At 62.3% G+C, this 20,323-nt stretch carries 18 protein-coding genes and 1 tRNA gene; 15 read left to right on the forward strand and 4 right to left on the reverse strand.

The window, feature by feature from the left end; translation table 11 throughout:
* Positions 1-6: 6 nt before the first annotated feature.
* Positions 7-2,643 (reverse strand): TonB-dependent receptor domain-containing protein, encoded by a 2,637-nt coding sequence (locus tag ACQ66J_RS12585; protein ID WP_430431899.1) that lies wholly within the window; start codon positions 2,641-2,643, stop codon positions 7-9.
* Positions 2,644-2,837: 194 nt separating this feature from the next.
* On the opposite strand from ACQ66J_RS12585, the gene ACQ66J_RS12590 reads away from it, so the two are divergent.
* The 8 genes from ACQ66J_RS12590 (at position 2,838) to msrA (ending at position 11,424) form a co-directional block, all read left to right on the forward strand.
* Positions 2,838-2,913, forward strand: a tRNA-Phe gene (locus ACQ66J_RS12590).
* A gap of 330 nt (positions 2,914-3,243) precedes the next feature.
* The gene (locus ACQ66J_RS12595) at positions 3,244-3,684 is read left to right on the forward strand and encodes a hypothetical protein (RefSeq protein WP_430431900.1); all 441 of its coding nucleotides are present in this window, start codon (positions 3,244-3,246) and stop codon (positions 3,682-3,684) included.
* Between the two features lie 12 nt (positions 3,685-3,696).
* The gene (locus tag ACQ66J_RS12600) at positions 3,697-7,356 is read left to right on the forward strand and encodes a S8 family peptidase (protein ID WP_430431901.1); all 3,660 of its coding nucleotides are present in this window, start codon (positions 3,697-3,699) and stop codon (positions 7,354-7,356) included.
* Between the two features lie 201 nt (positions 7,357-7,557).
* Positions 7,558-8,280 (forward strand): helix-turn-helix domain-containing protein, encoded by a 723-nt coding sequence (locus ACQ66J_RS12605; protein ID WP_430431902.1) that lies wholly within the window; start codon positions 7,558-7,560, stop codon positions 8,278-8,280.
* Between the two features lie 47 nt (positions 8,281-8,327).
* Positions 8,328-9,857: a serine hydrolase gene (locus ACQ66J_RS12610; protein ID WP_430431903.1), complete on the forward strand. Its 1,530-nt coding sequence runs from the start codon at positions 8,328-8,330 to the stop codon at positions 9,855-9,857.
* A gap of 13 nt (positions 9,858-9,870) precedes the next feature.
* Positions 9,871-10,311: a phosphoribosyltransferase gene (locus ACQ66J_RS12615; protein ID WP_430431904.1), complete on the forward strand. Its 441-nt coding sequence runs from the start codon at positions 9,871-9,873 to the stop codon at positions 10,309-10,311.
* Positions 10,312-10,423: 112 nt separating this feature from the next.
* On the forward strand, positions 10,424-10,894 hold the full coding sequence (msrB, locus tag ACQ66J_RS12620; RefSeq protein ID WP_430431905.1) for a peptide-methionine (R)-S-oxide reductase MsrB: 471 nt from the start codon (positions 10,424-10,426) through the stop codon (positions 10,892-10,894).
* Positions 10,894-11,424: a peptide-methionine (S)-S-oxide reductase MsrA gene (gene msrA, locus ACQ66J_RS12625; protein WP_430431906.1), complete on the forward strand. Its 531-nt coding sequence runs from the start codon at positions 10,894-10,896 to the stop codon at positions 11,422-11,424. Before msrB ends, msrA begins: the two co-directional genes overlap by 1 nt.
* Before the next feature lie 55 nt (positions 11,425-11,479).
* On the opposite strand, the gene ACQ66J_RS12630 is transcribed toward msrA, so the two are convergent.
* Together ACQ66J_RS12630 and ACQ66J_RS12635 are read right to left on the reverse strand one after the other, a co-directional pair.
* The gene (locus ACQ66J_RS12630) at positions 11,480-11,794 is read right to left on the reverse strand and encodes a hypothetical protein (protein WP_022701943.1); all 315 of its coding nucleotides are present in this window, start codon (positions 11,792-11,794) and stop codon (positions 11,480-11,482) included.
* A 20-nt stretch (positions 11,795-11,814) separates the two neighbouring features.
* Entirely contained in the window at positions 11,815-13,119 is a 1,305-nt protein-coding gene (locus ACQ66J_RS12635; RefSeq protein WP_430431907.1) for a pyridoxal phosphate-dependent aminotransferase, read from the reverse strand.
* Positions 13,120-13,298: 179 nt separating this feature from the next.
* On the opposite strand from ACQ66J_RS12635, the gene ACQ66J_RS12640 reads away from it, so the two are divergent.
* A complete protein-coding gene (locus ACQ66J_RS12640) occupies positions 13,299-14,273 on the forward strand; it encodes an NADPH:quinone oxidoreductase family protein (RefSeq protein WP_430431908.1) in 975 nt (324 codons plus the stop codon).
* Between the two features lie 128 nt (positions 14,274-14,401).
* Positions 14,402-15,787, forward strand: a complete 1,386-nt coding sequence (locus ACQ66J_RS12645) for a serine hydrolase domain-containing protein (protein WP_430431909.1) — start codon at positions 14,402-14,404, stop codon at positions 15,785-15,787.
* Here ACQ66J_RS12645 and ACQ66J_RS12650 read toward each other — a convergent pair.
* On the reverse strand, positions 15,784-16,773 hold the full coding sequence (locus ACQ66J_RS12650; protein WP_430431910.1) for a LysR family transcriptional regulator: 990 nt from the start codon (positions 16,771-16,773) through the stop codon (positions 15,784-15,786). The genes ACQ66J_RS12645 and ACQ66J_RS12650 overlap by 4 nt on opposite strands.
* A gap of 101 nt (positions 16,774-16,874) precedes the next feature.
* Between ACQ66J_RS12650 and ACQ66J_RS12655 the strand changes: the two genes are divergently transcribed.
* From ACQ66J_RS12655 to ACQ66J_RS12675, 5 genes are all read left to right on the forward strand, one after another.
* On the forward strand, positions 16,875-17,459 hold the full coding sequence (locus tag ACQ66J_RS12655) for a hypothetical protein (protein WP_430431911.1): 585 nt from the start codon (positions 16,875-16,877) through the stop codon (positions 17,457-17,459).
* A 15-nt stretch (positions 17,460-17,474) separates the two neighbouring features.
* Entirely contained in the window at positions 17,475-18,128 is a 654-nt protein-coding gene (locus ACQ66J_RS12660) for a GNAT family N-acetyltransferase (protein WP_430431912.1), read from the forward strand.
* The gene (locus ACQ66J_RS12665) at positions 18,125-18,709 is read left to right on the forward strand and encodes a cysteine hydrolase family protein (RefSeq protein WP_430431913.1); all 585 of its coding nucleotides are present in this window, start codon (positions 18,125-18,127) and stop codon (positions 18,707-18,709) included. Before ACQ66J_RS12660 ends, ACQ66J_RS12665 begins: the two co-directional genes overlap by 4 nt.
* 149 nt (positions 18,710-18,858) lie before the next feature.
* Entirely contained in the window at positions 18,859-19,908 is a 1,050-nt protein-coding gene (locus tag ACQ66J_RS12670) for an isoaspartyl peptidase/L-asparaginase family protein (protein ID WP_430431914.1), read from the forward strand.
* A gap of 5 nt (positions 19,909-19,913) precedes the next feature.
* Complete coding sequence (locus tag ACQ66J_RS12675) at positions 19,914-20,315, forward strand: hypothetical protein (RefSeq protein ID WP_430431915.1); 402 nt, start codon at positions 19,914-19,916, stop codon at positions 20,313-20,315.
* Positions 20,316-20,323: the final 8 nt, after the last annotated feature.

Genomic DNA, 20,323 nt, shown 5'->3' on the forward strand with positions numbered 1-20,323 from the left:
CGGAGCCTAGCGCGTCACGCTGATCCGGGCATAGAGCACGCGGCCGCGCGCGTCATGCACCTTGGTGTCATAGCCCAGCGGCGTGTTCACGGTCGGCGCGGCTTCATCAAAGACGTTGAGCGCGCCGATGGAAGCGGTCAGCACATGGCCGCGCATCTCTTCGCTCCAGCCGGCCTGAAGGTCATAGGCGGTCCAGCTGTCGATCTCGGCGCCGCCGTTTTCATCATCATCATAGGCCGAGATGAAACGCGCTTGCGCGTTGACGCTCCACGGCCCGTTCATCCAGCCGGCGCGTGCGCTGGCGCGCCATTGCGGCAGGGAGCGAGCGAAGTTTGTGAAGTTGCGATTACCCGCCGCGTCGATCGTCGTGTTGAGCACGGGGTCGAATAGCGTGAATTCGTCGATATAGACCGCGTCCAGCCCGGCATTGATCAGGCCGAACCGGCCCAGATCCACCCCGTCATGGGAGAGGGCGAAATCCACGCCCTGCGCTTCAACGCTCGGGGCGTTGACGAAATTGGCGCGCACCAGCACCACATCGCCAGACTGGGACAGCTCGACGCGCGGGTCATTGTAGATCCCGTCATCGGCGAAATCGGCGGCGAGGATGGCGTTGGCGCTTTCCTCGATGATCAGGTCCTCGATCTCAAGCCGCCAGGCGTCCACCCGCGCGCTCCAGCCCGCGTAGCGCCAGCTGGCGCTCAGCGTCACGCTGTCAGAGGTTTCCGGATCGAGCGCCGTCGAGCCCACCGTGCGCACCGGGCGGAACAGGCTCTGATTGCCCAGGGTCAGCGATTGCAGCGTGGTCGTGGCGCTGACTTGCTGATGCAAGGACGGCGCGCGGAAGGATTGCGACCAGCTCGCCGACAGGGTCAGGGTCTCGGTGACATCCACCGCCAACCCGACTTTGGGATCGGTGGAGGAGAACGCTTCAAGGTCTTCATGCCGCGCCGCCAGCGTCAGCCGGGCGCGCTCGTGAAGCGGGATGACGCTTTCCGCGAACAGGCTGACCACGTCACGCTCGCCCGCATAATCAGGGCCGCCGACAATAAAGAGGAAGGCGTCGTCATTGAAGGTCTGGCCGTGATTGACCTCAAGGCTTTCCGTGCGCAGCTGACCGCCGATGGTCAAGGACACGTCGCCAGCGGGCAGCGCGAACAGCGCCGCACTGGTCATGCTGGCGTCCAGGCTGGTGAGCTCGGAGGTGGAGGTGCGCACATCCTTGCCCAGCATCCAGGCCAGAAGGTCCGGATTGTTATAGCGCGGATCTGACGGGTCTGTGACCAGGCCGCCCGAGCCGAACGGGTTGAACCAATAGCACCCTGCGCTCTGATCGCCCGCGCTGGCGCCGGGCTGGCAAGCGGCGCCGCCAAAGCCGTTCAGCGCCGCGCTTACACGGTCGCCTATATGATCGGTGATGGTCGCTTCCAGCTCATTGCGGGAATAGGCGAGGGTGACCGCGCCCGTCCAGTCGCGGCCCAGAGCGTTAAAATCACGCTCCAGCCCGGCGTCAAAGCGCAGCGTATCATGGTCAAAACTACGGCGCGCCGCGCCTGCGCTGACGCCCCGAGGACGCCCGTTCCAGATCACGTCCTGCCCGAAATAATTGCCCGGATTGGCGGTGGGGATGGTGGGAAAGCTCAAGGCGGGCAGAGAGGGCGAGTTGCCGCGTGTCAGCTGCGTATCGGCCCCGGCCGCCCGCACGGTCAGGCGCGTGTCGCCGAAATCACCCGTCAGCGCGCCATAGACATTGAGCCGGCTTTCATCGGGGATGAGCGAGAAGAACTGGCCGTAATCAAGTCGGCAATAGCCCGGCGTGCCAAAGGCTGTGTCCGCGCCCAGCACCAGGGGCTGGCCGCCCCCCGCGGCGCAATCGCGGTCAATGATCACCTGCGAGCCGCCCGGCGTGGAAACTGAATACGCGCCCGGCTGGCCCAGAGCGGACAGGCCGGTGCCCGGAATGAAGTCCGTCTCAAAGCCCTCAACGCCATCGGTGTCGCGATAGCTCACCGCGCCGGTCAGATGCAGGGCGCCCAGTTCGGTCCCGGCGATGGCGGAGAGGATGGAGGTGAAGCCTGCGCCCTCAAACCCGTCCGGTCCGCGCGCCTCGGCCTGAACTTCGACGCCGTCAAACCGGTCGCGCGTGATCACATTCACCACGCCTGCAATGGCGTCCGAGCCGTGAAGCGGCGAGGCGCCGTCTTTCAGGATCTCGACTTGGCTGATGGCGATGTCTGGCACAAGCGCGTTCATGTCCACAAAGCTCGCGCCGTCGTCAGACGCCACAGAAGACGGGGTTTGCCGGACGCCGTTGACCAGCACCAAGGTCGCGCCGAGACCCAGACCGCGCAGATTGACGCTCGACGTGCCTGAGGTGTCGTTCTGCGTGCCCGGATCGTCATTGAACTCAGACCCGACGATCGCGGGATTGAACGCCAGCGCGTCGCCCAGGTCGGACAGGCCGCTCGCAGCGAGCGCGTCAGAATCCAGCGTGACCACCGGGCGATCGCCTGTCTGCGCGCCGGGCGCGCGGCCCGCCGTGATGGTGATGATATCGCTCGTGACGGACTGGCCGAACGCCATGCCGCCTTCACCCAGCACGGCCGCCAGGGCCAGCGCACTGACGCAGACTTTTTTATTCATTGCTCGCCTCGGAGGTTTTAAACGTATTTATGACGCAGCGGGTAGCAGTCCCCGGCCTTGATGGGCAAGCAGGAAGGCAGACCGGACAAATCTGAAATTGACTGCACAAGACTGATTGGAGGGCATGGACAGCCCTCGCGCGCTTGCCTATAAACCGCGTCCTCAGCGCGGCGCACTTATATGTGCGCCTCGCCGCCCGGGTAGCTCAGTTGGTAGAGCAGCGGATTGAAAATCCGCGTGTCGGTGGTTCGAATCCGCCCCCGGGCACCATCTCTTTTCAATCCATATTGATGACAGCGCTCGCGCCCGTTTGGGTCTGCGCGCTTTCAATGGCGACGACATCGCGAGTGGGCTGATGTCTGATGCCGCGCCGCTTTTGGCGGGTGCTCAGTCCTTGATGAGTCTAGCATCGGTCAACTTTAGTCGGCCTGCCTGAAGACTTGCACGCGCTTGAAATGAAGCTCGACGGATTCTTCTGTCTCGGGTTGAGTCAGCCATGGAAAAACCCGTTAATGGCGCATTCAGGCGGTTGAAGGTTTAATGATCGTATTTGCGGCCTGTCTGCGGGCTGCAGTGACGCTCAGGGGAGGGCGGACCCATATGCGCAATCACTCGTATTCTGTGATCATGATCACAGCCTTGAGCGCTGCACTGGCATGTGCGGGAGGATGCGCTGCGCCCTCAGCGTCCGAGCAAGCAGGCGCGCAGGAGCAGCCTATGGCGGACCGGGTCAATTACATCATCTCGCTGGAAGACGGACCGGGCGACATCTCGACGCCGGAGGGCGTCGAGCGCGCAAGACGCAGTCTTGATCAGCTGCGTGAGCAAGTCCTGTCTGACGTCTTCGGCGCAGACGGGTATGTCGGTTCTGCGGGCGGCAACGCTGACCTGCCGCGTTATGGCCAGAGTTTTATTTCGGCCTATGCTTTTGAAATGAGGCTGACACCAGATGAAGCCCGGCGCCTGGCCCGGCACGATGCGGTTCGCGCCTTTCAAGAAGATGTTCCCGCACGCCCGATGGGCGCTCGGTCAGACGGCTAGAGGCTTGATTGAATGACCTTTCATAAGACCCTTTTGATCACAGCATGCCTGGGTTTGGGCGCTTGCCTCTCTGTAACGGCGCCTGTTTTGGCCCAGACGGCGGAGACCGGAGCGGGTGTCCAGGCGCTGGACGGGGCGGTCAGCGCCCGTGCGATGAGCCGACTGCAATCGGGCGAACGCACATCGGTCATCGTCATTCTGAACGTCTCACAGGATGAGACCTTGCTGGCGGCCGAGCCGGGGTTCGCCGGTCAGATGATGCGTCAACAGATTGACGATATGCGCCGCGCCGTGACCGGACGCATGTTTGCGCGCAACGCTGAAAGCCTTGGGCGGCAAGACGCGGTCGAGGGGTATGAAGCCTTTGAGCTGACGCCAGGCTTTACCATCATGGCCAATGCTCGGGAAATCGCGGCGCTGCGTGCGAATCCCGATGTGGCGCACGTTTATGACAACACCCCCATGCGCCCGATGACAAATTTTTCGGTGGCCCAGATCGGCGCCAAGGCCGTCTGGCTTCAAGGCTATACTGGCAACGGTGTTGCTGTCGCGGTTCTGGACACTGGGGTGGAGAAAGATCATCCCATGATCGGCCCCGCCATCACCGCCAGCGCGTGTTACAACACCACCATCACCGGTGAGTCCTCGTCATTCTGCCCGAACGGGCAGGATGTCCAGACCGACTTGACCTCCGCCGAGGCGGGGGATGCCTGCGTTGAAGATGATTTTGATTCTGAGACCGGAATTGACGGCTGCTTTCATGGCACGCACGTGGCTTCAACCGTGGCTGGGCGTGAGCTGAACCTCTCCTCGGGCCGCAGGGTGTCGGGCGTAGCGCGCAGCGCCAGCATCATCGCGGTCAATGTTTTCAGCCGGTTTGAACCTGCTGAGTGCGTCGAGGATGGGGAACCTCTCGAGGGGGCCTGCGTGCGCTCTTACACGTCTGATCAGATTGCGGCCCTGGACTGGCTTTATCTCAATCGCGACACGCTCAATCTGGGTGCGGTGAATATGAGCCTGGGCGGCTCGACGGCGAATGCGTCTCCCTGCACAAGCAGCTCATATGATCGCGCAATGGGGGCGCTCAACGACGCTGGAATCGCTGTGGTCGTCGCCGCCGGCAATGACGGATTCGCGAACGGATTGAGCTCTCCGGCCTGTATTCGCAGCGCCATTTCCGTCGGTGCAGTGGACGATAGCGATGATGTGCCGTCTTTCTCAAATGATGCGGACTATCTGGACCTTCTGGCGCCAGGCGTAGACATTTTCGCCGCTTTTGGTTCTGAAGAGCCCGCAGCGGGGCAGAACTGCGTCATCAATAACGCAACGCCGAATTCTGAGGGATTCTGTCACTGGTTCTCCTCTTCAAATGGCACCTCCATGGCCACCCCGCATGTGGCCGGCGCGATTGCGCTGCTACGTGACGCTTACCCGAACGCCAGCGTTGCTGATTTTCTGGAAGCGCTCAAGGTCACAGGCGTCCCGGTTATGGATGTTGCCACCGAGCGCGTTCATGCGCGCATACAGGTCGACGCGGCCTATGAATTCCTGCGCAATGGCGCTGGCGTGGTGAACTCTGTCAGTCTTGATGATCTCACCCGTTATGACGCCCGCAACACCACCAGTGCGGTTTCGTCGTTCAACACCGATGTTCGTGCGTTGAGCAATGCGAGTTCTCAATCACGCACCGTTCGTGTCATTTCCAAGCCCAGTTGGCTGACGACGGAGTTCTTTTCCGGATCGGGAACGCCGTCTGGCGCACCTGTGTCGACTACGGCGCTCACCTTGTCGGGGAATGGAGCCGGGCAGCTGCGTCTGAGCATCAATGGTAGCGGCCTCAACAGCGGATTTTATTTTGGCGAGTTGGCGCTGGGCGTCGATGGCGCAAGCTCAATCACGCAAATCCGGATGAAAGCGACGGCCTTCGTAGCGACTGCGCTCAATGCGAACCAGGAAACCGTCCGCTTTGGGCCGTTTGAATGGGTCAACGACGTTGATCAGGGCACGTCCAGCATTTTCCGCGTGGTCGGCCTGAACACCGCCATGCCCAGCGCGGTCAGCGCGGATATCGAGCGCTGGGGCGATGCTGCAGGACAGTCTGTGAGCGACGCGTCCATACGCTGTGATTTCAGCGTTCGAGCCAACCGTTATTCGGGCAATGAGTACATTATCGGCGGGTCGGACTTCGTTGATTGCGCCCGGTTTGATCGCGGCGACCTGTATATTGACGTGACCGTGGACACCGCGGATGCGGGCAATCTGCGCATGCGTCGCTTCCTGTTCAATTCCAGCGGCGGCATCACGGACGCCGCGTTTGATCCTTCGGGCGGTCAGGGGCAGGCGACCAGCGGAACGTCCGGCGTTCGGGTTCAGTCCGTGGCAGGAGCTTCAAACGCGACTTTTGAGCGGGCGGCGGATGCGCAATCCATTCTGGAGAGCGACACTTCTGCGCCGCAAGCCACCGTCCAGGCTGAATATGGCCCGTTTGAATGGACCTATGACGCCAACGGCGCCCTGCGCAGCGAGTTTCGTCTGACGCCGGTGCTGCAAGGGGATTCCCTGACCCTTGATGTGGCGATCGCGAATGCGTCCCAGCCAGGATACACGGGTTCGTTTTCTGATTGCCGTCTGACCATCCGGTCCGCTCGGCGCAGCGAGAATGATTTCCTGATCTTGCCTGAGGACCTGGCTGATTGTGGCGCTTTCGGACGTGCGGATCTCACCTTCCGGGTGACCGCAGATGATAGCCGCGTCAATTATTCGCCGGGCGATATCGACAATATGCGCATGCAGCGCCTGATCCGTCAGGCCAGCGGCTCGCTGACTGATTTTCATATCGACGCTCAATCCAGCGCCGGCGTGGTCCCGGCGAGCATTGGCGGCGGCGTGGGCCAAGTTAGCGTGGGGCCGTTTGAATGGACGGGCGACAGCACGGCGGCGACGTCCAACCAGTTCCGCATCGCCGGCATCGCGAATGGCGCGGTGACCCGCATAGACGTCTCCATCGCCAACGCCACGGCCAATGGCTATTCGGGCACGACCGCCGATTGTACTTTGGCGATCCGGCCTCAGCGTGCGGGCGCGAACGACTATCTGATCTTGCGTGAAGACCTCGCTGATTGCGGAGCCTTCGGCCGGGGGGATCTGACCTTCAGGGTTCAGGCCTCTCTGGCGAACATGGCGAGCCGGATCAAGATTCGGCGCATCGCTTTCGGCGCTGAGGGCGATATCACCGATTTCGGGTTTGACGCCGAGACCGGGCAAGGCACGAGCCCGACCGCCATTTCCGGCGGGCGCGAAGAAGTGGTGTTCGGACCGTTTGAATGGGTGGGCGACGCTCAGGCGGGCACGAAAGGCGTGTTCCGTATCACGGGTATCAATGGCGGACTGCCTGACTCCATTGAGGTGGCGATCGCCAATGCTGCGGGTGGCAATGGTCAGTACACCGGCGCCTATACAGATTGCTCCATCACCCTTCGCTCCAATCGCGCGGGACGGAACGAGTATGTCATCGGAGCCGCCGATTTCGTGGATTGCGGCAGTTTCAGTCGCGGTGATCTCAGCTTCCGCATCCGCGCCGACGCCGCAGTGCTGGCGAACACCGTCCGCATGCGCCGCTTCGCGGTCACGACGGCCGGCGGCCTGACCGATTTCGGCTTCGACAACGAATAGGGCGACGCACATCTGACGGATGAAAAGGCGCGGTCCTTCTGTCATGGAGGGCCGCGTTTTGCGTCAGGGTGAGGCGGTATGCTTCAAACCGCCCCAATATTCATGGTTTAGGCGCTGATATTCATCTGTCAGTCGCGCCCCGACTTTCCAAGACTGCGCTCAAGGACGTACGGTTGGCGTACGCATTGAGCGGAGACGGTTATGACATTCGGCGAGTATCTGAGAGCCCAACGAGAACAGAAGGGCTGGACCCAGCCCGAAGCGGCGGCCAAGGCCGAGATCGAACAGTCCTATCTGTCCAAGCTGGAGACGGGGAAGTCCTTCCCGTCACAAGACGTCTTCGAGCGCTTGGCGGCGGCCTATGGGTTTGACGCCGAAGCTGTGGCCCAGTCCCTGGATGCGCAAAGCCTGAAAGATCTGCGCGAGGTGGCCCAGGTTCGCTCCGCCATCATCACGCTCCAGACGCGCAGCACGCGCCTGGCGCGCAGCTGGCTGGCGGCGGGCGTGGTCAGCGTGTTTCTGGGCGGGGCCTCTTTGGGGCTTTTCAGCCTGGCTGAGGACGACGAACACACCGTCTACCATTATACGTCGCCGGGCGTGATTGCGCCGGGTGAAGACATGAACGTCTATTCCATTCTGGATAGCACCCTGCGGCCGGATCTTGGCGAAGACCGGCCCGAAGAGGCCGCCGCCCGCGCCTTGCAGATCGCCATGATGGAGCGGGCCGATCCGCAAGTGCGGGTCACCCAGGACATGCATGCAAACGGCTATCTGGAGCGTGTGGAGGGCGGACAACGGTTTTTCCGGCCCGTGGATTCTGAGCTGGTGATCACGCCGTCGCCGCTGCGCTGGTTCCTGGCGCCGGCGGTCATGTTCTTGCTGGGCGCATTGGGCTGTTTCTTCGTCAGCTTTCGCTGGAAATAGCCAAGCTCTTTTTCGTCTCTGACATCATGAAATTTATGGAGGTCGCCATGTCCGTGTGGAAATGGCTAAGTGTTGCGTGCGCGCTGTTTGCAACGGCGCCGTGTTGGTCTGCGCCCTACGCCCCTGCGCCCGTGTCGGCGCGGATCGAGTCGTATGTGCAAGCGTCCATGGCCGAGGGCGCGACTCCCGGCGTGTTGTGGGTCTACCAGGGCGGCGTGCCGGTCTATCAGGGCTATCACGGCGTCTCAGACCGGCGTTCAGGCGCTGCGTATCACGAAGACACCCTGTTCGACATTGGGTCCATGACCAAGCAATTCACGGCGGCGGCCATACTGCGCCTGGTCGAGGAGGGCGTGTTGAGGCTTGAGGATCCGCTGGCGCGTTTCTTTCCCGAAGCGCCTGAGGACAAGGCGGGCATCACCATCCATCAGCTGCTGACCCATAGTTCGGGGCTGTCAGATGATAACGGGGCGTTCGACGGGCGCGATTCAGATCCTTTCAAATCTGAAGCTGACTTCCTGGCGCCGCTCTGGGCCAGTCCGCTCAACCGATCGCCGGGCAGCAGTTATGACTATACGAACGCTGGCTATTCCCTGCTGGCTATCGTGATCGAGCGCGCCACGGAGGAGGGGTATGAAACCGCCTTGCGTCGGCTGGTTCTGGAGCCAGCCGGGCTGACGCAGACCGGGTATCGCTTGATGGATTGGTCCGCCCAAAACGCGGCGCGCGGATATGATGATTTTCATGCCGATCCGGATCGTGCCGATCGGGGCTTGTTTTATCTGGACCGCTGGCGGACTGAGCCCGTCTCCTATCGGTTGCTGGGCAATGGCGGGCTCTATTCAACCCCTTCAGATATGCATCGCTGGATGGCGGCGCTCCATGCAGGCGAGGTCCTCAACCCGGATTCGCTGGCTCTGATATACGCGCCTTTGATGGCGCTTGATGATCCCTATCCGCCGAGTTTCACCCATTACAGCTATGGCTGGGTTGTCGGAGTGCGGCCCTCCGGTGAGCCCTGGATCAGCCATTCCGGCAGTAATGGCGTCTTCTTCGTCAGCATTGAATACGGGCCACGCACCGACACCTTGATCCTTCATATGACCAATGCGGCGCGCGGCAGTGTCGGCCGCATGGGGTATGAGATCGCGCGCATGACGGATGATCCGCGTTATGAGCCTGATCCGGTGCATGGCGGACCTGTGCGGCTGGTGCACACTTTCATGGCGGATCACACGCCGGAAGACATTGACCTCTTGCCCGCCTATCTGGCCGCGCGATCAGGCGATCCTGTTCCACCGCCCTGGGTGCTGAACCGGACGGGTTTGCTGTCTATCGAGCGCAGAGAGGTGGCGTGGGGGCTGGGCCTTCTGACGCTGAATGCTGAGCTGCACCCTCAGAACGGCAATTTGCAGGACAGCCTGGCTCACGCCTATGAGCAGATCGGGCAGAATGAGCGGGCGCGCCAGCATTACAGTCAGGCTTTGACCTTGGGCCAAAGCACACAGGACTGCTATTGGTGTTCCAATGCTCAGGCGGCGCTGGACCGGCTCGATCAAGCCGCTGCATCAGAATGAAAAGGGACGCCCCATGCACAAGCTCAGCTGGACCGATATCGAAACCTTGTCCGCCAGCATCGCCGATCAGCTGATCGAGCGGCACGGTCCGATTGATCCCGACACAATGCTGGTGGGCGTGGCGCGCGGCGGGTTGATCCCCGCCGCGCTGGTGGCGCACCGGCTGGGCTTGCGCAAGATGACGTCTCTGGGGCTGATGTCCTATGCCGATGGCGTGGAGGGCGCGCAGGGCCGGATACAAGCCTATGGCGCGGCGCCGGACAGCGCCGCCATCGTGATCGATGACATCATTGATTCCGGCCGGACGCTTGAAGCGATCCGCGCGCGCTATCCCGACGCCATCGTGGCGGCGCTGGTGGACAAGACCGGCGGCGCGCCAGGCGTCGTCATCGGGCTTCAGACGCCGGCCGATGAATGGGTGGAGTTTCCCTGGGAAGCCATCGGCGCTCTGTAACCTCGCCTCCATCGCCTCTTGTCTGATGAGCCCGCCGCCTCACATTGATGAGAGGACGCTGGCGGGCGCTCTGATGCGCCCCATATCCGTGTGAGAGGCTGAGGAGATCGTGATGACGACTGACCCCAAATGGGCCCGCACGCCTGACGCGCTGGCCCGGCTGACGCCTGAGCAGCGCCATGTCACGCAAGAGAGCGGCACAGAGCGCCCATTCACTGGCGAATTGCTGGACGAAAAACGTGACGGGATCTTCGTGGATATCGTGTCGGGCGAACCCCTGTTTGCGTCCGCGGACAAATATGAATCCGGCTGCGGCTGGCCCAGCTTCACCCGGCCCATCACGCCAGAGGCGCTCGATGAGCTGCGCGATGACAGTCACGGCATGGTCCGCACCGAAGTGCGCTCCACTCATGCCGACAGCCATCTGGGCCATGTCTTTCCGGACGGTCCGGAAGAGGCGGGCGGCTTGCGCTACTGCATCAACTCCGCCGCGCTGCGCTTTATTCCGCTCGAAGAGATGGAGGCGGAGGGCTATGGCGAGTATATCGATTTTGTGAAAGCTGGCCGTAAGGAGGCCCTATAATGGTTGAGACCACTGAACGCGCCCTTCTGGCGGGCGGCTGTTTCTGGGGCATGCAGGACCTGATCCGGCGTCGGCCCGGCGTGATCTCCACACGCGTGGGCTATAGCGGCGGCAAGACTGATAATCCCACTTATGAGACGGTGAAGACCGGCCGGACCGGCCACGCAGAATCCATCGAAATCGTGTTTGATCCGAGCGTGACCAGCTATCGCGAGATGCTGGAGCTGTTCTTCCAGATCCATGATCCCACGACGCTGGACCGTCAGGGCAATGATATCGGCGACCAGTACCGGTCAGCCATCTTCTATCTGAGCGAAACGCAAAAAGCGGTCGCTGAGGATACGATTGCGGACGTGAACGCGTCGGGTTTGTGGCCGGGCCAGGTGGTGACGCAAGTCGTCCCTGCCGGTGAGTTCTGGGAGGCGGAAGATTTCCACCAGGATTATCTCGAGCGCTATCCCAATGGCTATACCTGCCATTTCCCGCGCCCCGACTGGGTCCTGCCGAAGCGAAACGCCGGCGCGGCGTAAGCCGAAAAATGACTGAAAATGATGGACCCCGTCTCCTTCCGGAGGCGGGGTTTGTTTATCCGCCCGTGGCCTGCCGCCAGAAGAACAACACCACCGCACCTTGTATAAAGAGCGGAATGGCGAAGCTGGCGCCGCCGAACAGGGCGGCGACCACCAGCAGTAAAAACCGGGTCGGCAGGCGCATCATCATGCGCGAACGTTCGCCCGCCGTGGCGTAGCGTGAAGTGATCACTTCGGTCATGTCTGTGAAGCCGCCGCGCAACAGCACCACGAAAAGCCAGATCACGCACGCGACCCAGACCCAGATCATGATGCGGATCCAGGTGGAAAACCCCTCGGCGGCCATCACCGCATTCCAGTCAATGTCCATGACGGTCCCGCGCGTAAGGGTCAGCCGCGCGCCCAATGCGCCATGGCTTTGATCCCCTCGATCACCCGCGAACAATGCCGGTTCAGGAAGGCTTCGTCGAGCGTTTCGCCCTCTGACAGGGCCCTTAGCGCCAGTTCCCCGTCAAAATCCACAAACGCCAGCCGCAGCGACAGCTCGCTCTCGGGACGTCCGAACGCCGAGCCGGGCAGGGTGGCGACGCCGGTGTCTTCCAAGAGCGCTTCACACAGCTGGCTGCTGGTTGTGATCCCGCGCGCATTGAGGGCGCTGCGCAGCGGATCAAAATTGGGAAAGGCGTAGAACCCGCCGCGGATCGGATTGACCTGCGCACCGGCGCCAGTCAGCTCTGCGGTGACGAACTCAGCAAGCGCGGACAACACCTGCCGGGACCGGGTGAGATACAATTCCATCTCCGGCCCGCCTTCAAAGGCGAGCTTGGCCGCGTGCTGGATCGGGGCTGAGACCGAGGTGTAGGTCTCGCTCGCCGCCGTGGCCATGGCGTCCTTGAGCCAGCTCAGGGACTTGGGGAAAGCGAAAAAGCCAAGCCGCCAGCCGCCGGCGCCCGCCCATTTGGAAATGCCGTCGGAAATGATCGTGCCGCCGCGATAATAGCGGGCGGCGGAATGGTGTTTGCCGTCAAACTGCACGCCGCCATAAATCTCGTCTGACAACAGTAGCAAGCGGTGCTCGCGTGCGGCTTCCGCGATGCCGAGCATCTGATCAGGCGTATAGGCGGTGCCGGTGGGATTGCCTGGAGAGTTCAGGATCAGAAGGCGCGGGCGGTCCGGATCCGCCTCACATGCAGCACTCAGCACTTCCGGCGTGACGCCGAGCCCGGTGTCGGGCGCCGTGGGCAGCCAGCGGATCGGGCGGCCGATGATCTGGGCCTGAGGCGCATAGCTGACCCAGGACGGGGTGGGGATCAGGAGATCGCCGTAATAGACCAGCTGAAGCAAGAACATCAGTTCTTTGGAGCCGGGTCCCACCAGAATGTCTTCGGGGTCAAAATCGAGCCCCTGGGTGCGCTCCAGATAGCGGCAAATGCTCTCACGCAGGCCGTACAGCCCCTGAACCGGCAGATAATCCTTCTGGAAGGCGTTGTCGCGAAGCGCCTTTTGCATGATGTCGGGCACGGGGAAGGGAGATTGGCCCAAACCCAGCCTTGACACCTTGCGGCCCTGCTTCATCAAGGCCGCGGAGCGTTCGTTGATCGCCAGCGTCGCGGACAGGCCCAGCCCACGTATGTTGAGATTGAGCTGCACGGACGGAGCGAAGGCTTGCGGCGCCTGAATATCTTTGGGGCTCATGGAGCGGCCTTTCTGCTCGGTTCTCTATAGGGATGCAGCCTGTCGGCAGTCGTCACACTGCGCCATACGTAGAGATTCGGAAAGCGCAGGCGCTTTAGCGGTTAAGGAGTTGCTTGCGCCACGCGTTTGCTGCTCTATCGTGCCCTCAAACAGACAGACGAGTCAGGGAGGAGCCGTTCATGCGCGCATTGATCTGCAAGGATTTCGCACCTTACAAAAACCTCACCGTGGAGGAGGCGCCCGAGCCGCCTCTGGGCGAGGGCATGGTGATGCTCGACGTCAAGGCGGCGGGCGTAAACTTCCCCGACATCTTGCTGGTCGAGGGCAATTACCAAATGAAGCCGCCGACCCCTTTCGTGCCGGGCATGGAGGCGGCGGGAGTCATCTCCGCGCTGGGCGACAAGGTGCAGGGCGTCAAGGACGGCGACCGGGTGATCGCGGCGACCATGCTGGGCGCTTTCGCCGAGAAAGTGCCGGTGCATTTCAGCCAGGTCGTGCCCATGCCAGAGAGCATGAGCTATGAAGAAGGCGCGGCGCTGACCACGATTTACGGCACCAGCTATCACGCGCTGAAAGATCGGGCGCAGCTCAAAGAGGGCGAGACGATCCTGGTGCTGGGCGCCGCGGGCGGCGTCGGCATCGCCACGGTCCAGCTCGCCAAGGCCATGGGCGCCACGGTGATCGCGGCGGCGAGTTCTGAAGAGAAGCTGCAGTTCTGCCGCGACAATGGCGCGGACGAGACGATCAATTACACCACCGAAGACCTGAAAGTTCGCGCCAAGGAATTGAGCGGCGGCAAGGGCGTGGACGTGGTCTATGACCCGGTCGGCGGCGACTTCGCCGAGCCTGCGCTGCGCGCGACGGGCTGGAACGGGCGCTATCTGGTGATCGGCTTTGCGTCCGGCCCGATCCCGAAGATCCCGCTCAATCTCGCGCTTTTGAATAGTCGCAACATCCAAGGTGTTTTCTGGGGCGCCTGGGCCGGGCAGAACCCGCGCGCAAATGCGCAAAACCTCAAGGAAATCTTTGATTTCTACGAGGCGGGCAAGATCAAGCCGCAAGTCTCCGCCAGCTATAAGCTTGAAGACTACGCCAAGGCGTTTGAAGACCTTCTCGAGCGCCGCGTGAAGGGCAAGGTCGTCCTGACGCCGTAAGGCCGACGAGAGTACGGCATGGATCAAGCTCCCGAACGTTCAGTCGTTCGGGAGCTTTTTCATATGCGGCGCCCTCGTGTTTGTCCTTGAGGCGACACGGTGCACTATGCCCCCGGATGGGGGACTTCATGCGGCTTATTCTGACTTCTCTAATGGCGGTCTTCACTCTGGCGACGAGCGCTATGGCGCAAGCTGCCGACAACGTTGACGCTTTTCTCGACCAGCAGATGGCGCGCTCGAATGCGCCCGGTCTTGCCTATGCGCTCGTGGATGAAGGGGGCGTCATTACGGGCGCGTCCGGTGTTCTGCGGCGGGGCGAAGACGCATCTGTGACGCCGCAGGCCCTGTTTCAGGTCGGCTCGATCACAAAGAGCTTTACCGCGCTTGCAATCATGCAGCTCAAGGAAGGCGGCGCCCTGACACTTGAAGACGAGGTCGCCCTCCACCTTCCCGACTTTGAGACGCAAACGCCGATTACTTTGCGTCAGCTGCTCGGCCATACCAGTGGCTATTCGACGGTTCAGGGCAATGCGGCGCATCACGATCAGAGCCTCGCTGAACGGGTGTCTCAGCTCGCCGCTGATGGCCCTGCCCAAGCCGCCGGCGCATGGGCCTATTCCAACGCCAATTACCAGATCCTCGGCGCGGTGATCGAAGCGGTTAGCGGTGAGGCTTATGCCGAGTATGTCTCAGCGCACATACTATCTCCGTTGGAAATGACGAACACACATGTCCTGACCGGTGAGCCGGTTGGTGGTCTGGCGACCGGGCATCAACCCTGGTTCTTCGGGCGGCGTCCGGTTGAGGCAAGTTGGGGGAGTAGCGTGACCGCGCCCTCCGGGGGCATTGTCTCCAGCGCCGTGGACATGGCGCACTACCTGCAAATGATGCTGAACGGGCGCGATGATGTGATCTCGTCTGCAGGCAAGGCGATGATGCTGCGACCGGCCAGCGATGCTTCGCCCTATTACGGTCTGGGCTGGGCGCTGGACCCTGAGGGCGGCTATGCGCTGCATAGCGGGCTGACGCCGGGCTTTGAGGCGATCGCGGTTCTGGAACCGGCACAGCAGCGCGGGGTGGTCGTGCTGGTCAATGCGTCGGGTGGTATGGGCTTTGGTGAGGTCTATCCGCTGCTTTATGGCGTGACCAATCGGGCGCTGGGCGAGCCCTATGCCGACGCTGGCGCCAACTGGGGGCCCAAATCGTTATACCTGCTTTTCGCGCTGATGCCGCTTGTCTATCTGGCGGCCAGTATTGTCGCTTTTGTGCTGCGCGACGGTTTGCGCGCCAAGTCCGGCCTGGGCGGAATGATCAGCCTCTGGTTCCCGCTGGTGATGGCGGGCGTACTGGCGGTCGTGCTGTTAAGGGGCGTGCCTAACCTCTTTGGTACGACGCTAACCGGTTTGGCGCTCTACCAACCCGATCTGGTGTTCTTGCTCTATGCCAGCGTCATTGCGAGCGCGATCTGGGCGGGGCTCCGCCTTGCCATCGCGCATACCGGGCCGCGCGCCTAGTCCAGCGCACGGGGGCGTGGGCGTTCGCCGCGCACATGCACCACATCCACATCCGAGAACGTATTGGGCGGCAGGTAATCCTTGCGGAACCAAGGATAAAGCGAGCCGTCGAAAATCTCGCGCAGCCAGTCCAGAACCTTGCGCACGCGCGTCACGCGGCGCTGGTCGGGATGATAGACCATCCAAAGCGTGATCGGCACTTCCAGCCCCAGATCCACATGGACCAGGTCGGGCTGGACCTTGGCGGCGTAGGTGGGGATCATCGAGATGGCCGTGCCCGCGCGCACCGCCTCAACCAGCGCCAGTGAATTATCCGTCGTCAGGGACGGGTTCATCATCTGTTTGATGGCGCTGGCTTCCTTTGGCCAATGGGTTTGCTGCTCGCGATAGCTCACCAGATCCGCAATGCGGTGATTGAGCACGTCTGCGACGCTTTTGGGCGCGCCATAGGTGTCGAGATAAGCGCGCGCCGCGAAGGGCACGTAATGCAGCGTCGCCAGCTCCGTCGCCACATGGCTCATCCGTTTGGATTCCGTCATCTGCAGGCTGATATCGCTCTGATCGAGCGCCATCTCGCCATCCACGCGGGTGTTGATCTCCAGATTGATCAGCGGATTGGCTTCGACAAAGCTTGGGAGTTGGCGCGCGATCCAGTATCCGGCCACGCCTTCGGGCGCCGCCAGATGCACCGTGCCGGCGTCCGCCCGGTCCGCCTGGTGGGCGATGCGCTCAATATCGCCGGCCGTATTTTGCATGATCTGGACCTGCGCCCAGATGCGCTCGCCGATATCGGTCAGCTCCACACCGTCTGCGCCGCGAGTCACCAGACGCGCGCCGATGCGGGTTTCAAGCTGCTCCAGACGCCGACTCACGGTTGGCTGTCCGATGCCGAGCTTGCGCGCAGCGCTGCTCATGGATCCAGAGGACACCAGCGCATGAAAAATACGCAGATCGTCCCAGTCAAACAATTGCGGCTTAGTGGTCATGAGCGGGTCCGCTTTGCGGATGAATAGGGGGCATGTCGACTTCGCTGAAGCCGATAAGGGATCGGAACCGGTACCATCCGTCTTATTGGATGAGGGGCTATATGCGCGATCAGGATAAGCAACACCGGCTTGTAGGGCCAGATGCGCCAGCAACCGCTGAACTGATCCGCATTTTTGCGCGCCATGGCTTTACATCTTCTGAAGAGCCTCTCGACGTTGCAGACGCCTCCACAGTTGCAGAGACCGCGCTGGGCGGCGCCCTGGCGTCCCCCGAAATCGTGCTGGCCTGTCAGGCGCGCACCGAGCGTTGCTTTTTCATCCGGCGCAATGAAGCGGGCGAGGCCAGCGGCTTCATCGCCCTGTTGTTTCTTAACCCTGTGGGGTTTGAAGCGCTGATGTACGGGCGCTTGTCGCCGGATCAGCCTGAGCTTGATCAGCTGACTGCGCCCGATGAGCGCGCGTCTGCGATTTACGTCTGGTGCCTGGCGGGCGTCAGCGAAGCCGATAAACGCGCCGTAGTGCGCGCTGTCACTGAAGCACGCCGCAAGGCGTTTCCGCATGTCGCCCTGTTCGCCCGGCCGATGAGCCGGGAGGGCCGCATGATGACCGCCGCACTTGATGCGCCATCGGCGGGCGCAGCCTGGCTGGGGTGGGTGCCCCAGGCTGCGGATGCCAACAAAACTTAGGGTTTGGAGGGGGCTATGGACGGAACGCGTGTAGAGGAATTTGAACCGCCTGTGATCGTGCGCGTTGCGCGAACCATGGACGATATGCAGCGGATCTCGGTGGTTCGTGCGCTTGTTTACATGTCCGAGCAGGACTGCCCCTACGACGAGGAATTTGACGGCAATGACCTTGCGGGCGCCACACATTTGCTGGCTGAGGCTGGTGGCGAACCGCTGGGCTGTCTGCGGGTTCGCTGGTTCGCCGACTTCGCCAAGATCGAGCGCGTCTGCGTGCGCAACGGGCATCGGTCAGGCCGTGTTGCGCGCCAGATGATGAAGGATGCGATCGATCTGATCCGTCGCAAGGGCTACCGCAAATTCGTGGGCCATGTGCAGGAGCATCTGATCCCGTACTGGAAGCGTTATGGCTTTATCCACCGCGAGCATCGCGGCGTCTTCGTATTTTCAGATAGGGCGTATGCGGAAATGGAGGGGCGTCCGGACCCCCATCCCAAAGCGCTTCACATTGATACCGATCCGTTGATCCTGGATCGGCCCGAAGGGGATTGGGACAAACCCGGCCCCTTGGACAAGTCGGTGAAGCGTGGCGCTTCACCGTTACAGGGGAGGGAGCCTGGACGCGGAGCCAAAACCGCGCCGGCCAACAAAGAGACGGAGACAGCAAAATGAGCCTGGGAGTTCCTGTACTGGTATGCCTGGACCTGCAGATGGAGTTTGTCGCCGAAGGTCGTCCCTGGACGGATCCTGAAGGTGAACGTGTTGCTCAGGTCAGCGCCTCTATCCTGTCCGAAGCCCGCGCGGCGAACTGGTCTATCGTTCATGTCCAGCTACATCCCGGCGGCCCTATCATGGCCGATAACGGTCTGCATCAACCCGCGCCGGGCTGTGAGCCGCGTCCGGGCGAGATTTTGCTCCGGCGCGCCGGCGTATCCGCTTACGCGCACCCGGATCTGTCCGGCATTCTTGAAGGCGCTATGGGCGCGCCAGCCTATCTGATGGGCTTTTCCGCGCCGACATCTCTGACAGCGACCCTTTATGATGCTGAAGAGCGGATGCACCCGTTGAATCTCGTTGAGGAAGCGGTGGGATCCGCAGATGTGGGTGAATGGTCGGCTGATCACGCCCGCGCTCTGTGCAAGGATACCGCGCAAAAGCTCAATCGCCTCGCTTCCCGGACGGGCATGTTCGGTGAAAAGGCCCAATATGCGCTCGGGCGCGTGGGCATGCTGTCCCAGCCACGACTGAGCTAGACTGCAGCAGTTCAGACGTGCGGAGAAAGGCGAGGTTGGGGGACCTCGCCTTTCATATTTTCGGCCTGCGCTTCCGAGCGTGACTGCGTCCTTGCCAAGGCGCGCGCAAGCTGGTCCTCTCACGGAAATACTATTTCGGGGAGAGTGAAATGCGGCGTTTGGTTTTTGGCGTGTGTGCGATGGTTCTGGCGAACGGAGCCGCACTGGCTCAAGAGCAAGACTGGTCGATCGTCCTGCATGGGGGCGCCGGGGTGATCGAGCGCGGCGACATGGACGCTGAGACCGAGGCCGCCTATCGCGACGCCCTGGACGCCGCCATCCGGTTAGGTGGCGACATGCTGGCGGACGGCGCTTCAGCCATGGATGTGGTCGAAGCGGTCATCCATACGCTTGAGGACGATCCCAAATTCAATTCCGGCGTCGGCGCGGTGTTCACCGCCGAAGGGCGAAACGAGCTTGATGCGTCCATTATGCGCGGCTCGGACATGCAGGCCGGCGCCGTGTCGGGCGTCACGACCGTGCGCCATCCGATCAGCCTGGCGCGGGCGGTGCTGGAAAACAGCCCCCATGTGATGCTGCAGAGCCCGGGCGCGGAAGCCTTCGCCGCCGATCAGGGGCTCGAGCTGGTGGACAATTCGTATTTCTTCACCGAGCGGCGCTGGGCCTCGATGGTGCGCGCTGTGCGCCGCATGGGCCTGCCCGTTCCGCCGCGCCCTGAAGGCGCGCCGGAACCGGAACCCATTCGCGAAGGCGCGCTCGACCTGATGGAGCGCGAGCACGCCTTTGGCACGGTGGGTGTTGTGGCGCGCGATCAGTCTGGTGAGGTCGTGGCCGGCACCTCGACGGGCGGCACGACCGCCAAGCGCTGGGGCCGGGTGGGGGACAGCCCGATCATCGGCGCCGGCACCTACGCCACACCCGAGTGCGGCGTCTCGGCCACCGGAACCGGCGAATACTTCATCCGGCTGAATGTCGCCGCGCGCATCTGCACACAGCTGGAGATGCTGGGCGAGGAGGGCGGACAGCAAGCCGCTGACGCCGTGATCCAGGATGCGCTCACCGCGATGGGCGGTGATGGCGGCGTCGTCATGCTGGGTCATGGCGAGCCGATCTGGAGCTTCAATACGCCAGGCATGTACCGCGCCAGCTGGACGCCAGGCGACGAGCCTGTCGTGTCAATTTATGGCGATGAGGACTAAGCGCGATGAAGCGGGCCGCGCTTGCCGGTCTCGCTTATTTCGCGGTCGTTTTCGCGCTCGGCTTTGTGCTGGGAAGTGTGCGGGTCTTGCTTGTTGAGCCTGCGCTGGGTGAGTTCAGCGCAGTACTGATCGAATTGCCTGTGATGCTATTGGCGTGCTGGCTGGTCTCAGGCTTCTGGGTCCGCCAGCTGCGCGTATCGACCCTTCAGGCGGCGTTGGCCATGGGAGGCGTCGCCTTCTCGTGCTTGATGGTTGCGGAATTCAGTCTTGGGGCTCTGGCTTTCGAGCGCACGATGTCAGATCAGCTGCAGCGTTGGATGACGCTTGCTGGTGCGCTCGGTCTCGGCGGGCAGATCGCTTTTGCACTCTTTCCATGGATTCAGGTCCGCCGCGCGGCTTTTAATTAGTTGCAAAT

The sequence above is a fragment of the Oceanicaulis sp. genome, assembly GCF_965284345.1.
Lineage (GTDB): Bacteria > Pseudomonadota > Alphaproteobacteria > Caulobacterales > Maricaulaceae > Oceanicaulis > Oceanicaulis alexandrii_A.

Coding starts and splice junctions, on each gene's coding strand:
- ACQ66J_RS12585 (WP_430431899.1), bottom strand. CDS start 2,643: ATGAATAAAAAAGTCTGCGTCAGTGCGCTGGCCCTGGCGGCCGTGCTG.
- ACQ66J_RS12595 (WP_430431900.1), top strand. CDS start 3,244: ATGCGCAATCACTCGTATTCTGTGATCATGATCACAGCCTTGAGCGCT.
- ACQ66J_RS12600 (WP_430431901.1), top strand. CDS start 3,697: ATGACCTTTCATAAGACCCTTTTGATCACAGCATGCCTGGGTTTGGGC.
- ACQ66J_RS12605 (WP_430431902.1), top strand. CDS start 7,558: ATGACATTCGGCGAGTATCTGAGAGCCCAACGAGAACAGAAGGGCTGG.
- ACQ66J_RS12610 (WP_430431903.1), top strand. CDS start 8,328: ATGTCCGTGTGGAAATGGCTAAGTGTTGCGTGCGCGCTGTTTGCAACG.
- ACQ66J_RS12615 (WP_430431904.1), top strand. CDS start 9,871: ATGCACAAGCTCAGCTGGACCGATATCGAAACCTTGTCCGCCAGCATC.
- msrB (WP_430431905.1), top strand. CDS start 10,424: ATGACGACTGACCCCAAATGGGCCCGCACGCCTGACGCGCTGGCCCGG.
- msrA (WP_430431906.1), top strand. CDS start 10,894: ATGGTTGAGACCACTGAACGCGCCCTTCTGGCGGGCGGCTGTTTCTGG.
- ACQ66J_RS12630 (WP_022701943.1), bottom strand. CDS start 11,794: ATGGACATTGACTGGAATGCGGTGATGGCCGCCGAGGGGTTTTCCACC.
- ACQ66J_RS12635 (WP_430431907.1), bottom strand. CDS start 13,119: ATGAGCCCCAAAGATATTCAGGCGCCGCAAGCCTTCGCTCCGTCCGTG.
- ACQ66J_RS12640 (WP_430431908.1), top strand. CDS start 13,299: ATGCGCGCATTGATCTGCAAGGATTTCGCACCTTACAAAAACCTCACC.
- ACQ66J_RS12645 (WP_430431909.1), top strand. CDS start 14,402: ATGCGGCTTATTCTGACTTCTCTAATGGCGGTCTTCACTCTGGCGACG.
- ACQ66J_RS12650 (WP_430431910.1), bottom strand. CDS start 16,773: ATGACCACTAAGCCGCAATTGTTTGACTGGGACGATCTGCGTATTTTT.
- ACQ66J_RS12655 (WP_430431911.1), top strand. CDS start 16,875: ATGCGCGATCAGGATAAGCAACACCGGCTTGTAGGGCCAGATGCGCCA.
- ACQ66J_RS12660 (WP_430431912.1), top strand. CDS start 17,475: ATGGACGGAACGCGTGTAGAGGAATTTGAACCGCCTGTGATCGTGCGC.
- ACQ66J_RS12665 (WP_430431913.1), top strand. CDS start 18,125: ATGAGCCTGGGAGTTCCTGTACTGGTATGCCTGGACCTGCAGATGGAG.
- ACQ66J_RS12670 (WP_430431914.1), top strand. CDS start 18,859: ATGCGGCGTTTGGTTTTTGGCGTGTGTGCGATGGTTCTGGCGAACGGA.
- ACQ66J_RS12675 (WP_430431915.1), top strand. CDS start 19,914: ATGAAGCGGGCCGCGCTTGCCGGTCTCGCTTATTTCGCGGTCGTTTTC.